The organism is Chitinophaga sp. (assembly GCF_039596135.1).
Taxonomy (GTDB): domain Bacteria; phylum Bacteroidota; class Bacteroidia; order Chitinophagales; family Chitinophagaceae; genus Chitinophaga.
On the sequence record NZ_JBCNKH010000119.1, the window covers coordinates 1 to 14,036 of the forward strand.

Annotated in this window: 13 protein-coding genes; 5 read left to right on the forward strand and 8 right to left on the reverse strand. The window is 42.5% G+C overall.

Going from position 1 to position 14,036, the window contains the following annotated elements; genetic code table 11:
- Nucleotides 1-756: caspase family protein (locus ABDW16_RS30580; RefSeq protein ID WP_343675204.1), on the reverse strand; the 756-nt coding region annotated here is incomplete at its 3' end.
- A 251-nt stretch (nt 757-1,007) separates the two neighbouring features.
- Between ABDW16_RS30580 and ABDW16_RS30585 the strand changes: the two genes are divergently transcribed.
- From ABDW16_RS30585 to ABDW16_RS30600, 4 genes are read left to right on the forward strand one after another with little or no spacing between them, the layout of a single operon-like run.
- Entirely contained in the window at nt 1,008-1,472 is a 465-nt protein-coding gene (locus ABDW16_RS30585; RefSeq protein ID WP_343675205.1) for a hypothetical protein, read from the forward strand.
- A 10-nt stretch (nt 1,473-1,482) separates the two neighbouring features.
- Nucleotides 1,483-2,157: a hypothetical protein gene (locus ABDW16_RS30590; protein WP_343675206.1), complete on the forward strand. Its 675-nt coding sequence runs from the start codon at nt 1,483-1,485 to the stop codon at nt 2,155-2,157.
- Nucleotides 2,127-2,948 (forward strand): ATP-binding protein, encoded by an 822-nt coding sequence (locus tag ABDW16_RS30595; RefSeq protein ID WP_343675208.1) that lies wholly within the window; start codon nt 2,127-2,129, stop codon nt 2,946-2,948. The genes ABDW16_RS30590 and ABDW16_RS30595 overlap by 31 nt, the downstream gene beginning before the upstream one ends.
- Nucleotides 2,941-3,597: a response regulator transcription factor gene (locus ABDW16_RS30600; protein WP_343675210.1), complete on the forward strand. Its 657-nt coding sequence runs from the start codon at nt 2,941-2,943 to the stop codon at nt 3,595-3,597. The genes ABDW16_RS30595 and ABDW16_RS30600 overlap by 8 nt, the downstream gene beginning before the upstream one ends.
- A 25-nt stretch (nt 3,598-3,622) precedes the next feature.
- Here ABDW16_RS30600 and ABDW16_RS30605 read toward each other — a convergent pair whose 3' ends face one another.
- From ABDW16_RS30605 to ABDW16_RS30635, 7 genes are read right to left on the reverse strand one after another with little or no spacing between them, the layout of a single operon-like run.
- Nucleotides 3,623-4,279 carry an OmpA family protein gene (locus ABDW16_RS30605; RefSeq protein ID WP_343675212.1) on the reverse strand — a complete coding sequence of 219 codons (657 nt, stop codon included), beginning with the start codon at nt 4,277-4,279 and terminating at the stop codon, nt 3,623-3,625.
- Complete coding sequence (locus ABDW16_RS30610) at nt 4,276-5,775, reverse strand: hypothetical protein (RefSeq protein ID WP_343675214.1); 1,500 nt, start codon at nt 5,773-5,775, stop codon at nt 4,276-4,278. Before ABDW16_RS30610 ends, ABDW16_RS30605 begins: the two co-directional genes overlap by 4 nt.
- Entirely contained in the window at nt 5,768-6,712 is a 945-nt protein-coding gene (locus ABDW16_RS30615) for a hypothetical protein (protein WP_343675216.1), read from the reverse strand. The genes ABDW16_RS30610 and ABDW16_RS30615 overlap by 8 nt, the downstream gene beginning before the upstream one ends.
- Nucleotides 6,709-10,224, reverse strand: a complete 3,516-nt coding sequence (locus ABDW16_RS30620; RefSeq protein ID WP_343675218.1) for a hypothetical protein — start codon at nt 10,222-10,224, stop codon at nt 6,709-6,711. The genes ABDW16_RS30615 and ABDW16_RS30620 overlap by 4 nt, the downstream gene beginning before the upstream one ends.
- Before the next feature lie 5 nt (nt 10,225-10,229).
- Nucleotides 10,230-11,717, reverse strand: a complete 1,488-nt coding sequence (locus tag ABDW16_RS30625) for a hypothetical protein (protein WP_343675220.1) — start codon at nt 11,715-11,717, stop codon at nt 10,230-10,232.
- A gap of 2 nt (nt 11,718-11,719) precedes the next feature.
- Nucleotides 11,720-12,163 carry a hypothetical protein gene (locus ABDW16_RS30630; RefSeq protein WP_343675222.1) on the reverse strand — a complete coding sequence of 148 codons (444 nt, stop codon included), beginning with the start codon at nt 12,161-12,163 and terminating at the stop codon, nt 11,720-11,722.
- Nucleotides 12,164-12,179: 16 nt separating this feature from the next.
- Complete coding sequence (locus tag ABDW16_RS30635) at nt 12,180-13,421, reverse strand: hypothetical protein (protein WP_343675223.1); 1,242 nt, start codon at nt 13,419-13,421, stop codon at nt 12,180-12,182.
- Nucleotides 13,422-13,829: 408 nt separating this feature from the next.
- Between ABDW16_RS30635 and ABDW16_RS30640 the strand changes: the two genes are divergently transcribed.
- Nucleotides 13,830-14,036, forward strand: a 207-nt coding sequence (locus ABDW16_RS30640; protein ID WP_343675224.1) for a DUF6804 family protein, incomplete at its 3' end; no start/stop codon positions are given.

Sequence of the window (14,036 nt, forward strand, 5' to 3'; positions counted from 1 at the left end):
ATACTCATAACTTGGATCCAATGGCATCTCATACCCCGCCTCCGGAAAATAACCCGTCAATTTCCGCAAATCCCCCAAATCCAACGGCGGCTTCACCCGCCGCAAATTCAATGACCGCACAATATTCGCCTTAAACACAGGGCGCTGTTGCCACCCACCCAATCCTCTATCTATATAACTATAGATATTCCCCGCCGTCACATCTCCCACTATATCCGCCGCCCCACCATGCAGGGCTTTCAATAGCAAACTCGTAAACACCCCCATCCCACCTACTTCTTTCGAAGGCTCCGTATCCCGACTCGAAGCCAGTATCACCACTCCCTGTCCCAACATCGCCGCTCCATTCCCTATCCACGCCGGCGCTCCCATAGCCCCCGCATGACAACAATCCAGGATAATCACCTTCTGCCTTGCCTTCGATGTACCCGCCATCATCAAAATCTCATCCATAGAAATCCCCTCATCATACCGCTGAAAATCCGGCGTTACTATGTACCCGCCCATTTCATTCACCACCCCATGCCCGGAAAAGTAAAATAAATGGATCTCATCATCCCCGCTGAAAAGCTCCAGCATACGGGACCTGATAGCAACCTTGCTATGCCCCTTCGTCATCAGCATGACGTCAAAATTCGGGGAACCATCTTCGTTGGAACTTAACAACTCACCAATACTGGTGGCATCATTCACACAACCATATAACCTTGCACTGCCCGGATAATCATTAATACCGACAATCAATGCTCTTCTCATATGTTAGGGGATTTAAAGGGATTCAACATTTCCCCCCAAAGGTTGTTGTTATATCATTAGGAAAAAACCTGTACCACAGGGGAAAATTCCCCTTTTTTCTAAACCCGGGGGCTAATTCCGGCTATCAAAGAGGATTTTTCCCCTATTTACTTTTCGTTGATTTTTGAAGGCTAAGGAAACAATAGCTTCGCATCCGTAAACGGTTTACAACAAGCATTTTTATTTCCTTAACACCAAAAATTTTATTCATTATGCAAACACACAGCACCGTAAAGCCCCTACCTTTCTTCTATGTCGGACAAACAATCACCAATGACCGCATCAGCAGTTTTAAGGCACAAAAATATCCCCTCCTCACGCAGGCATTGGGTAAACCAGATACCTGCTCCGTATGGTATTCAAAAGAACATTTCGTAAAATTGCTGGAAGAAATAGAATTTGCAGGTGGCGACGGTATCCGTATCAGCTTCGGTATGTATGAAGCAGGTCACCAATACGAAGGACAAACTTGTCTGTTATTCAATACTACGCGGGAAACTGACGTCGACGGCACTATTACTCACACGAACGTCATTCTCGAAAACGAACCAGACTTTGCAGAACGTTCTGCTCAGGAAAGAGACATTATTCACTTCCCGGGAGAAAATCCAATTATCAGAGACTTTAACCTGGGTTCACCCTGCCCGCCATTCTGCAACGATGGCGGACCAAAATAAGATCCATTAAATGTACAGATTGTTAAATCATCGGTTTTTATATCTTATTCCACTATTGCTTAGCGCCATTCTTAGCCTGAAAGCATTCAGGCTAAAATGGCCTAAGCCTTATAGACTGTATGCATGCATGGTCATCCTCTCGTTGATCACCGAAGTGCTGGCCCTGGCATGGAAATGGGAGCTATACAAATGGGGATCCTTCAATTTTTCGCAGAACAATTTCTGGATCTACAACTGCTTTCTCATCCTCCGGTTCGGCCTGTTGTCAGTTATATTCAACCTGACATTGTACCGCAACAAGCTATTACCCCTTATCACCGGCATCATCTTTTTGTTTGGTATACTGGATTACGCCTTCATCCATGGCCCATTTCAGTTTAACACCTATAGTATGATTCTCACCCATGTTTGTATCATCACATTATGCCTATTGTATTTCTGGCAATTACTGCAGGAGCCTGGCGCTATCTCTATCCAAAAAGAACCCCTGTTCTGGATGGCAATCAGCATCTTCTTCTATCATGCTGTATCCTTGCCATTCTTAATCATGTTAGGGTTTTTCAATGTCCAGGATTATCGGCTCTCTGCCTTATTTTTCCCCATCAATGAAGCCCTTAACTTCTTATTGTGCTCCTGTTATCTAATAAGCTTTTTATGGAAACCTCAGTATTCGCAACCTCTCTGACAATTATTATATCTACCTTACTCGTTCTGGGCCTCTGTACCGCTGTCGTGTATTTTCTTTTCCTCTATCAGAAAAAGAAATTCCGACATCAACAGGAGATCATTGAAATGCGTGAAACATTTAACCATGTATTGCTGCAATCAAGGCTGGCTATCCAGGAACAAACCCTGGATCATATCAGCAAGGAGTTGCACGCCAACTTCAGTCACCTGGTGTCACTGATCAATATCAACCTGCAGGAAATTCTTCCACAGGCACCTGCTGATCAGCGCGAAAACATTCTCGAAACAAAGTCGCTGGCCAAGCAATTGATGAGTGAACTAAAAGCCCTATCGGCAAATTTAAACACCGACCACATTATCCACATCGGTTTCATAAAGGCCCTGGAAAATGAGCTGAACCGCCTGGCTAAAACTAAAAAATACGAGGTTGTCATCACGAAAGCTGGTGAAGAATATCGTATCTTACCAGAACACGAAATCATCCTCTTCCGCCTCTGCCAGGAAGTGCTGAACAATATCGTCAAGTATGCAAAAGCCACCGAGGTCACCGCATCGCTCAGTTTCTCTAAAGAACAATTCGTACTCGTCCTTGCTGATGATGGCACTGGATTCAATGTACAGGACGCCCTCGAAAACAGTGGGGAGAAACAAAGCACGGGCTTACTAAACATGAATAAAAGGGCCTCCCTGATCAATGCAGACCTGCTCATTACCAGCCGAAATGGCGGTGGTACCATGGTGATCATTACAATTCCTCAACCTCAAATCCTCCAGTCCATCAATGAATAAGATCCAGATAGCCCTCGTAGACGACCATAACCTGTTTCGCAAAGGTCTGATCAAACTGATCAACATGGGCGATACGCAACAGCGGTATCAAATTCTCTTTGAAGCAGACAACGGTAACCAACTTAAAGAGAAAATGAAAACCCCGCCATTCCCGGATATCATCCTCATGGACATCGACATGCCAGAGGTAGATGGCTTTGAAGCGGTAGAATGGCTGCAACGTACACATGGCGATGTAAAGGTATTGGTCATGACCATGCTGGAATCTGAATCGGCGATCTTACGTATGCTGCGCATGGGAGTGAAAGGATATATCCATAAGGACATTGAAGTAGAAGAACTCACGGCTGCGCTGGAGTCCATTGCTGCTAATGGGTTTTATTATTCTGAGGCAGCGTCTGAGGTATTGCACCAGAATTTGAATGGGTTAGACCGGTCCAATAATGCCGCCATTCATTTGTCTGAAAATGAAAGAGAGTTTATTAAGTGGGTGGCCACAGATATGACTTATCAACAGATAGCGGATAAGATGAATTTGAGTGTAAAGACAATAGATGGATATAGGGAGGCGCTTTTCAGGAAATTACATGTAAAAACAAGGGTTACCCTGGCGCTTTATGCAGTAAAGCATGGGTTAGTAGAATTATAAAAGCTCGTAGCATAATGCTACGAGCTTACTTCACATCCCCTATCTTAGGAAAAATCTGTATCAAAAACCGCTGGTTATCTGGCTCAAACGGCAATCTCCCAATCCCACCCCATCCATTCCCCGCAATCTGCAAATCCACCAATTCCTCATAATCCTTCGCTTCAAAATCAATCCCCTTAGCTTTCCAGTAATTTTTCAATGCCAATGCCCGCTCATAACTTAACTCATAATTATGCGCCTCCACGCCTGTCCTGGAGGCATACCCTGCTATCACCACCACATAAGACACCCGCTTCAACCGCTCATCCAACGCCCGCTCCTGTTTTAAATGATCAATGATAAACTTCAACTTCAATCCCGCCTGATCTATATGATGAATTGTTTCATTATAGTTCTCCAACTGATTAGGCGTCAACTGGTACTGGTTATTCCCAAACTTCACATCAAATGCCAGCTTAAATCGCTTATACTGCTCTTCATAAATAAACAATGAAGTCTCCGTTTTCAACGGTCGCAGGTTCTCTTCCACCGTCTCTATAATCTTTAACTTATTTGCCTGCAACTGTATCGTTGAATTCAGCCTCACATACGTGAGGATATACAATACCAGCATTATAAAAAACAGGCTGGTCATCAAATCCGTATAACTCGGCCAGAAGGCATCCGATTTTGATGTATTCATCTTGCTATCGTTTTTTTACCTAACAATTTTGAAAATGAGCGGCTTAGCCTCACCGACAACGAATCTTCTGACGAACGTTTGATCAGGTTCAATTCCGCCAGCATCTTTGCAAATTGCTCAGTAAACCCTTCAAACCGACCTATATGATCATTCCCCTGGCTTTTCAGATCTGCCAGATGGCGATTCACCAGCTCCAGTTGCCCTAACTTCTCCAGGTGCTTCCACTTCTCATAATAATTATCTTTCATCTGATCAATCTCCTTCAGGGTAATTTGCTGAATTTCTATCATCCGCTCCTGGGTAAAATCTTTCAACAACTGCAGACTATTGTCCAGGGTATTATTTACACCGTTCACTGCCTTAGTGATTAACTGGTGACTATCATCCAGCGAACTATAATGGTGCTGCAGGAACTGCATCAGCTCCCGGTTCTGACTAAACACCGTCATAATATTATTCCCCACTACATGCAATTCGTCCGTGCGCATCATAACCTGGCTGATCTTTTCTGCAAATGTTCGCGTACTTCCCACCAATTCACTGATATTTGACACATACCCGTTAAACGCTTTGAATTGCTCCATTGATGTTTGCAATTCCTGTAGTATAACCACATTGGCATTGGCAAAATTGACCACATCCATATTGTTCAGGGTATCTAATATTCGCTCCTGCGACTGGATAGTGGTCACATGTTTCCCCATCGCCCCGCTTAATTGATGTATACTGGTCTTGAACTCTTCATTAAATTTATGCAGGTTATTTTGCAGGGAATACAGGGTGGAGTTGATATTCTGGTTCAACAACGGCATAAGATCCGTCTGGATGAAAGTGTAAAAATCATTCCTGCTATCTTCTACTATCCTCTTCGCCCGCTTAAAGAAAAAGCTGTTCCCCGCCAGCGTAAACAGCAACCCTGCAAAACTGGCTATCATGGCTATCTTTACTCCCCCCAGCAATAAATGTATCGCCTCGCCTGCAATATTTGGATTGGCGGCCAGGCTCTCCCCTGAAATCTGTATTAATCCTAATACAATCCCCATAAACGTACCTAACAAACCAAGATACAAAGGCAGTGATACAGACTGCTGAATATCATTTTCTATCACCGCCACATTTCTCTCCACCACATCTTTAATCAGGTGAAAATCTGAGGCAACGCCCCTGTTCCTAACCAGGTAAGTATTGATATTCCGTACGATTTTATCTGTTACCTGGTTTCCTTTGTCTTTTTTTAATACCAGGTCAATATAAACGATCTCTTCATCCAGCTCATCACTTTCCACGGTATACCTATTAATATTATCCAACAACTCATTAGGATGTAATTGAAAAAGTGATTTAGCCAGCCCCACATTCAATACTTCAAACTCTTCCCGGGATGGGAAGATCTGCTCAAATAACCGGATCCGGCTCAGTGTTCTGAAAAACACGACTGCCTGCAATCCAATAATAAGGATCACTCCCAGGATTTCAAAAACCTGCACGCTATTCATATCTTATAATGGCTTTAGTTTTAATGATCCATTTATCATTTTCCAGGAAAGCGACTCCCTGTTTGCGGGTAATAATATTCCGGGTACCCGGTAGTGGAAGGTTTTCTTCATCACAAGCAGGCTTAATATAACTTTCAATAACTTTTATAATCTCATTGATGCCGGCGCCCGTTGTATGCAATTCAAATCTTGCCTCCGTGCCACCAGGTTGCAGGTAAAACTTATACACCGTATTTTCTCTATGATTGGAACGTGCACTATATGGGAAGCAATTACCCGTAGGCCCCGTCATGTAAAAGGTACTACCGGCCGATTCTTCAGGAACAACGGGGTTGCTCACAGGTATGACCCGGGGTGTAGGCTGCTGTAGTTTTTCAACATGCTGTTTAAGGGTAGCACATTCATCCTGTATACTTTTCAGGGCAGGGCTAACAGTTATTAACCGCTCTACCTCCGTCGGGGTAATACCAGCAGGGCTACGGGTTTTCTCCCACTCCGTCTGCGTCCCCAGTTTGTTCACCTTCCTTTCAATCATCCACAACCGGCGATGTATATTACTATTACTAATAAAAACATAAACACCCATACCGATAATTAATCCCATGGACACCCACGATACCCATGCCTGCCAGTCAGGACCTGCCTGAAGAACTTCCGGCTCAGGAACAGGTGTCGGGATTATAGCTGGGACTGTATCTTCAGGAGGTGTGATCAAATTTGAATCCACCACAACTACACTATCTTCAACAGGAGCCGAAAACTCTTCTTTGGGCGGGGTCTTTTCTTTTTCCGGGGCCTTCACCTTTTTTACCTCCTTCTTTTTTACAGCCACTTTCTCCTCCTTTTTTTTGGGCATTACTGCCTTTGGAGATTTCTGCTGCCCAATGCCATCCTGGATAAAACATATACATATCAATAACGTGATAATTCCTTTCATGAGTTTACAAGGTTATTTAGATGATAAATTTTATAAGCCAGCCTATTCATAGCTCCTATCAATGGATAAAAAAACAATGTCTCTTCAAGATCAATATTGACATTCCCCGTCAGCTCTTTTAGTTTCTCGGTAATCCCACTCTGCAAATCATTCCTTACCTTATCCTTCAATAACTTTTTATATTGTTCAAAACGGCCCGGGTTCACCCCAAAATGCTGGAAGTAATTAAACCGTCGATCCCATTCAAAGAACTTATCCACATATTGATTCACAGCATTACATACATCCTGTATCAGCTGCTCGTCATTCAACTGGCTATAACTAAGTGCAGTACCAGGAATCAATGACTGTTGTACCCCACCAACCAGCACAGTTCCAATCTGTTTTTCCAGCTCATGAAAACCGGCAAAGTTCGTACATTCCAGTCCACCCTTGCAGGTAATCTCTTTGGAATTATCACTAAACCTGAATTCTATCTCCGGTGCATTTGTTGTAAATACATCAGAGAATATAATTCCTGTAAACTCATTCAGTATTTGTAAGTTGCCACCATCAATTAGTTTTACCAACCTGGCCCCATTGCCACTAAAGGTAATGTACGCTGGCACTTCCATCCCTTTTGCCTTCATCAGCTGAGCAATATGGTATATAATCGCACCGTAAAAGAAAATCAATACCAGCTTCAATTCGCTTTCTTCTGCCAGCATCCTCGAAAAGGAAAGCCTGATACCCTTATCCTTCAATGTTTTATTATCCTCCAGCGAAAAGAAAAACTCAATCAGCTCAATGGAGCTGGAATTTTGATTCTTCAAGGTTTCCAGCACCGTACTTAAGTTATTCGCAGTAATATTTTTCAATGAATCACTAATACTTGTTTCAAACCGCTGCACAAATCCATTTAACCTGGCATCACTCCCATAGCCATCCCCGAAAATGGCATTTGCTGCAAACCTGAACGATGTCAGCAGGATAGGATTTTCTCCCTTATAAGCCACGATATCAGTAGTACCACCACCAATGTCAATATTGACAGCACTCCTGTCATGGGTTCTCACATTCTCCTTATGATAATAGTAATAGAATGGTGCAAAAGATTCAGACATGCTATGAAGCTTATTGGCATCTCCGAAATAACGCTTATAATAGTCTTTCCAGGAAGTCTCCAGCAGGCTTCTTCTTCTCACCGTCATACTATTGGGATAAAACCACACAATCTCTGTAGCAGCAAGATCCCCGCCATTCATCAATACCTTATTCCTGATCATTAGCAACGATTGCTTCATAAACGCCCTCGTTCTCCGCTCAAACCGTTTCTGGTTTTCAAATTCGCCCCATTTTAAATTAGAAGTGATTTCTCCGCCATACACAATACTCTCTTTTAAATATCCAAATGGTATATTCAGATCCGCCAGTGCAAAATTGGCTTCTTCCGGGTTAAAGGAACCATTGTCGTAAATCACAGTACGCTGTGGAAAACGGTATTGTTTCCCTGGCCCGATTGTAAATGGCAGAAATTCTTCTCTTACTATATCTGTCAGTGCAATCGCACCCAGTCCCAGTCTGGCCACTTTCAATGCTGCCAGCGTTCTGTCATCCGGGGCATACAAGGTACCGATCTGGATGTCATTCTCCGTAATATCAAGCGGTCGGGGCGATTCATTGCCCACTTTATATTCTATATGCGTATTCGTCGTTCCAAAATCAATAGCGAACTTAAATACCTTACCTGCCGCCTGTTGTGGCACAAATAATGGGATCAGCAATGCCCTGGCTGTAGTATTCACCACTTCTATGAAATCGAAGTTCTGCTCCAGGATGTTGTACAGCGTAGTTACCCCTTCTTTCTTATGCTTATTACTACGCTCCCTGGGCGCCAGCTTATTTATTGCCACTGATGGCTGATCTGCATTGTAGAAGTTCAGTGTATAGTTATTATGCTTAGTTAACACCTGCATATCCCTGTCTACCAACATGACCCTGTAATGGGGATTCACCCTGGGATCTGATATTTTCAAAAATGGATAGAGAGCTACTGTAAACTGGTGTTCTACTATTATCCCCTGGTTATTGGCTTCATCCGGCTGTTGTATTTTATCGCTGAACTGGTTCACCATGTAAATCCGTGACATTTCTATATACCGGTTATTCCTGATAGGAATCCTCAATATCACCTTTACCCCACCCGGCAGCTGTACCATTTCAAAACGACTTCTCCCATCCGATACATTTCCCTTCAAATCTTCTACCTTGAAATACCTGAAATATTCCTTCTTAACAGGCAATGCATATCCATGGTCACTTTCTCCTGATCGAATTGTATAATTACCCCCAAAGAATTTGTCCGTATCCAATGGATATGGCAATCGCACCAGGTAAGGCTCCAGGAAGTCACTCACGGTCAAATAGGGATATTTCACATGTCCCTGGTTGGGCAACGTCCTTTCTGACAGGGGATTGGGATCATATGCAGGAACCTTTCGATGGTAATCCTTTTGCCATATTCCCCCTGCAAATGGTACCGGCTCGTTAAATGGCTCCATAGGGAACACACAAGGCACTGGCCCGTCTATTAACCGCGATGCATCCATCACAAAACCGTTCTCATCTGAGGCATTCAGCACTCCGTATTTTTTTGCCCGCAGATAATGGCCCAGTATTTCAGCATTATTCCCAGCCGCATTCACTGATATTTTTGCATACTCTTTCTCATACATCCCTCCATCCAGGTTACGGATCGCATCCCGCAAGTCATCGCCCAGTAAGGAGAAACAACTGGCCATATAAGCATCCACATCCTGGAACAACCTTGAAAACTGTGGGAAACCAGCCTTCAATGCATACAGGTATTTAATAAAATCCCTATCCCGCCTATGAAGCGGACAATATTGATTATCAAACACCCTATCATTTGCAAACATGATGTCTACAAAAGACAGGTCGTTAGCTGAAGAGAAAAATAGGGTCGAAGGAGATGTTCCGCCAATGATATTGATCATTTCAGGACCATTCTTATAATTAAGCAGGTAGAACTGTTTGAGGTGAGCGAAATTAAAGGCGACCTTATCCTGTGAAATATAGGTCTTTAACGTTTCTCCCAGCAAACGGTGCCTGGGATCCTGGGATTTTATGAGTTTCCCAAGGTCACTTTCTTCATGAATATCAATGTCATTCCCATTAGCACTGATCCCTGCATTCCATTCAATGATTTCAATCTGGTCTGTGAATGCTTCAATATTGAAAAAAATATTGGCGATATCCAGGCAATCAGATACTATCTTGTGATAGATGGTATTACCATCCAGGTTGCCCCCCAGGTTTACATTTCGGAAGGCTGTTCTTACCAGGTCCATCCTGGCAAATGGTGTAGGAATGGAAGTAATCTGCGTATTGGCATCAGCGGCGGCAGGATCGCTGATAGAATTGATAAATGTGTCATGCAGATGCCCTCCTGTTTCCTGCCATCCTTCAATATTTTCAGAGGCTCCTTTATGTAGACGAAAGATCTTGCTCATAGCGGTTACAGATTTAATTCTTTATCGATGATTACAGCAGTGGCGGCAGAGAACAATGCCAGTAGTTTGCGGGTACTATTCAAATGATCTAATGAAGGTTCTGATTTTGATAATACTTTTAGAAAGTTATCCACCCCCGTTGCATGAAATATATCTTTCAGGAAACTTGTCTTATTAACCACTCCATTCACCAGGTTGTAAAAATCTTTGCCACTCTTTTCTGTATCGATCGCCGCAAAACTTACCCTGGAATAATTCATTTCATTTAACCAGTCCAGGTAGTGCCGGTTAAACATTGTGAGGCCCGAGCGATACCTGCCATCCAATTCGTCAATGGTCAATTTATTATTCCCATGGTTGGCCCACGCTTCCCCCTTCCTGCATGCAAATTCTTCATAATGATGGTCCATAAAACTTCGGAAAAGACTCAAGCGGGTTAACGGTTTGGCGATCAGGTCATAAGTCTGCCGGGATAGATCCGGGAAAGTAATATTCATACTCTCCTTTCCTAATCCAAACTCAAAATATTTTGGATTGACCGCCTTCCTGTCATCACTGACCTGCAGCTTATTGTCCTCTATAGACATAAAGTCTATAATACTTAATGCTGCGGCTAACTCTACAAAGTGTGCTTTATTTTTTTGCTCATTGGCGCCATCAGCGCCCTTTTGATCATTGGTTACCTTATCACCAATATAATAAAGCGCATTTACAGCACGGATACTTTCTCCCGTCATATTGTGTGCATAATATGACAAGGCTGCTTTCGTTTTGGTGATGAAAGAATTGCTATCTATAGTCACACCATTTGCCTTATCGACACCGAAGTAGGGAAGTACAGTTACGGCCCCTACCCTGGCTCTTTGCAGGTAGTAATGCCTGGGAATTGGTGGGGCCGCATCCCGAATGTTCTTTAACAATAAGGGAAACCCAGCCGCACCCGTGCCACCAAAAATTGAACTGATAATAAATACCCTATCCTGCTCTTCAAAACTGGAAGCAAACTTTCTAAAAAAAGGTGCATCTTTAAATTTATTCAGCACGACACTTCCTATATTAGGATTTCCCTTAAATCCCACGTCCATATCAGCATCCAGGTTAGCCTTTGAAAATAATAACGAGGCAAAAGCTTTATTGCTTTTATCCAACTCGCTATAGCCGATAAATTCCCTGAATCGTTGCTCCTTTACGCCATCTATATCAAATTTGAAATTGTCTGAGAGATAGCCAGCATCACCTAATTCATCCAATGAAGAGATCCCTGTCTTAAAAAAGTCACTACTTTCCGAAGCTCCTTTTTCCCTGATCTCTTTATATATTTTTAGCAGTTCAATAGTTCGGGTCAGGTCACCATTGGCCGTATCAGGGTCAATGATGATGGGAACAATGGCATCTGTATTTTTAATTTTTACCCCGGCAGCCATGAGCATGGTCAATGCTTTTACAACACGGGAACCGGTACCTCCGATTGCAAACAGGAATAGTTTAGCCATGATCAGAAGGGGATTTTTTTGTTATAGATACTTTTCCATTTTATAAGGACAGACAAAAGGGTAGACCATACCATGGAGTAAATGGCGGCAGTAAGGCCAAACCCCACACAATCACTATCCTGAAAACTAAGTTGCTCGCAGAACCGGTTATTGATCAGGTCCCTATGTGGCCCTAAATAGGCAACCAGGTAATTGATAATTGCACCTACCAGGATATTGCCTAACCACCATCCAACCTTGTTAAATGGATGACGGTTGAACAACCCATAGTAATAATTGAACAGGATCAGTGCATTCACGAAAATAATCGAGAGAAATACAATGTTATAAGCAGATTGCCGGGACATTGTCTGACAATTGACGTCAAGTCCGCGCAGGTGTTCTCCCAGTCCGCCGGAAGAAGAATACAATCCGACTGCTTCAAACAGGGCAGGTAAGATATCCATGATAATTGAGGTTTATTTAGTTCCTGATAGTAATTGGAGTAATGGGGATTGTAAAAAAATGAGTAGCGTTACTGGCTTTATAAGCCTGCGAAATACCACTCATTAATTCTCTGAATCCGTATGTCTGGTGTTGTTGCAGGCTATCTGATGGCTTTCTGTCATTTTCATTACCTGTTTGAATAACCCAGGAAGGCAGCTCGTATCCCAGGCCAATTTTCAAAACATGCCGTGACTGTAAATGATCCGTTTTCAGTGTGAGGGTGTGCATAATTCCTGTATCTTTTTTAACATTCACTACAGAAAAATTATCATTTACGGTATAGTTATTCACATCCTGCAAATAGTCTTCGGGGTAACCTAACATACTGAGATCTGCATTCAAAGAAAACTGGAAAGTACCTTTATTAGCTTCAGCCCCTGTCAATAACATCCGGCAGGCGGGTTTTGCATATTCATAATTCCCTTTCTTATTATAATAGCTCATCGCAGCATACGCCCCATCAGTGGAATCATTAGCAGACAAACAATAGCTGGCTTCGTAACCTGGATAACTTTTGAAATCTATTGCCTGGAGCAATGCTGCCAGGTTCTCTTTTTTCCCAAACAAAAGAAGATAATAGGGTCTATTGATATTATTCACTTTCACAGGTTTTCCACCAATAGATTCAGCATAATATACTCCGGAAAAAAGGGAATTGTATTTAATAACAATAGTCGAGAGCATCCCTTCGGTTTTAAACTTATTGGACATAAAAACCTTCATCTCAGCCTCAGCAAGTGAACTATTTCCACCCTTATCCGAGAAGATACAATCTGATATAAGTATACTTACCTTTTCCCCCATTTGGGTAGTACAGGAATCTATAACCTGTGGTAATAGCGAAGAACCATTGGCGGGACATAATGCTTTCAGTATACCTGGATTTAGGTTCATCACTGATTTTATCAGGGGTATATTAGTCTGGGATCGGAACGGGCAGGTATGTCCACTTATAAAGAATAATTGAGGTTCTCTTTTTAACCGTGCCTGAATATCGCTGACAAAGCTAATCAGGACTTTTTTGAAGTCTGCATTATTTCCCAGGTAACCAGCCATGCTGCCCGAGTTTTCGATATACACATTGTATGCTACACCCGGAACAATATGCTTTTGAGGGGGGCATTTATAAGGGTGGTAATCACCTCCTCCGCATCCACATAAGAATATCAACAAAAAAATCAGGAGTTTTCCATGGGTGAGGGTATATGCATGCTTCATGTTGGGAATTTTATAATACCAGCAGTATTTATCTCGTGTCTCAACAAAGGTGGCATTAACACCCGAAGGAAAAAACCTGTTGCGGGAGGGGAAATTTCCCCTTTTTTCCATGCAAACCATTGTAAAACCTGGATATCAGGCAGGGGATTTTTCCGGTATTTACCTGTATATGAATGCTGAAATGGAGTATTGAATTAGCTTTACTTTATTAACCAATAAAACCTCAATGTTATGGAATTAGGAACACCAATAACCGCTTTAATCTTTTTAATTCTACTGATAGCACTGTATGTTTTAATCGTTCGATGGGTGCTACGTATTAACGATATTGTTTTTTATCTCGACAAAATAAACGAGAAGCTGGCAAGGATGGAGCAATCCAAAGAAAACTCCAATGATTAGCCAAGTATGAGACTATTTACCCTTTTTATTGCAGCTTTACTTTTCATTGCGACCCTGCAATTACCAATAGGTTTTTACACTGCACTGCGCATATTGGTATTTATTTGTTCGGTATTGTTAGCCAGGTCATCCTACCAGGATGGCCTGACTAACTGGATGATTATTTTTTTGGTGATAGCGGTTATATTCAATCCAATTCTTCCTGTCTATTTA

Coding starts and splice junctions, on each gene's coding strand:
- ABDW16_RS30630 (WP_343675222.1), bottom strand. CDS start 12,163: ATGGATATCTTACCTGCCCTGTTTGAAGCAGTCGGATTGTATTCTTCT.
- ABDW16_RS30590 (WP_343675206.1), top strand. CDS start 1,483: ATGTACAGATTGTTAAATCATCGGTTTTTATATCTTATTCCACTATTG.
- ABDW16_RS30595 (WP_343675208.1), top strand. CDS start 2,127: ATGGAAACCTCAGTATTCGCAACCTCTCTGACAATTATTATATCTACC.
- ABDW16_RS30585 (WP_343675205.1), top strand. CDS start 1,008: ATGCAAACACACAGCACCGTAAAGCCCCTACCTTTCTTCTATGTCGGA.
- ABDW16_RS30635 (WP_343675223.1), bottom strand. CDS start 13,421: ATGAAGCATGCATATACCCTCACCCATGGAAAACTCCTGATTTTTTTG.
- ABDW16_RS30615 (WP_343675216.1), bottom strand. CDS start 6,712: ATGAAAGGAATTATCACGTTATTGATATGTATATGTTTTATCCAGGAT.
- ABDW16_RS30605 (WP_343675212.1), bottom strand. CDS start 4,279: ATGAATACATCAAAATCGGATGCCTTCTGGCCGAGTTATACGGATTTG.
- ABDW16_RS30620 (WP_343675218.1), bottom strand. CDS start 10,224: ATGAGCAAGATCTTTCGTCTACATAAAGGAGCCTCTGAAAATATTGAA.
- ABDW16_RS30625 (WP_343675220.1), bottom strand. CDS start 11,717: ATGGCTAAACTATTCCTGTTTGCAATCGGAGGTACCGGTTCCCGTGTT.
- ABDW16_RS30600 (WP_343675210.1), top strand. CDS start 2,941: ATGAATAAGATCCAGATAGCCCTCGTAGACGACCATAACCTGTTTCGC.
- ABDW16_RS30610 (WP_343675214.1), bottom strand. CDS start 5,775: ATGAATAGCGTGCAGGTTTTTGAAATCCTGGGAGTGATCCTTATTATT.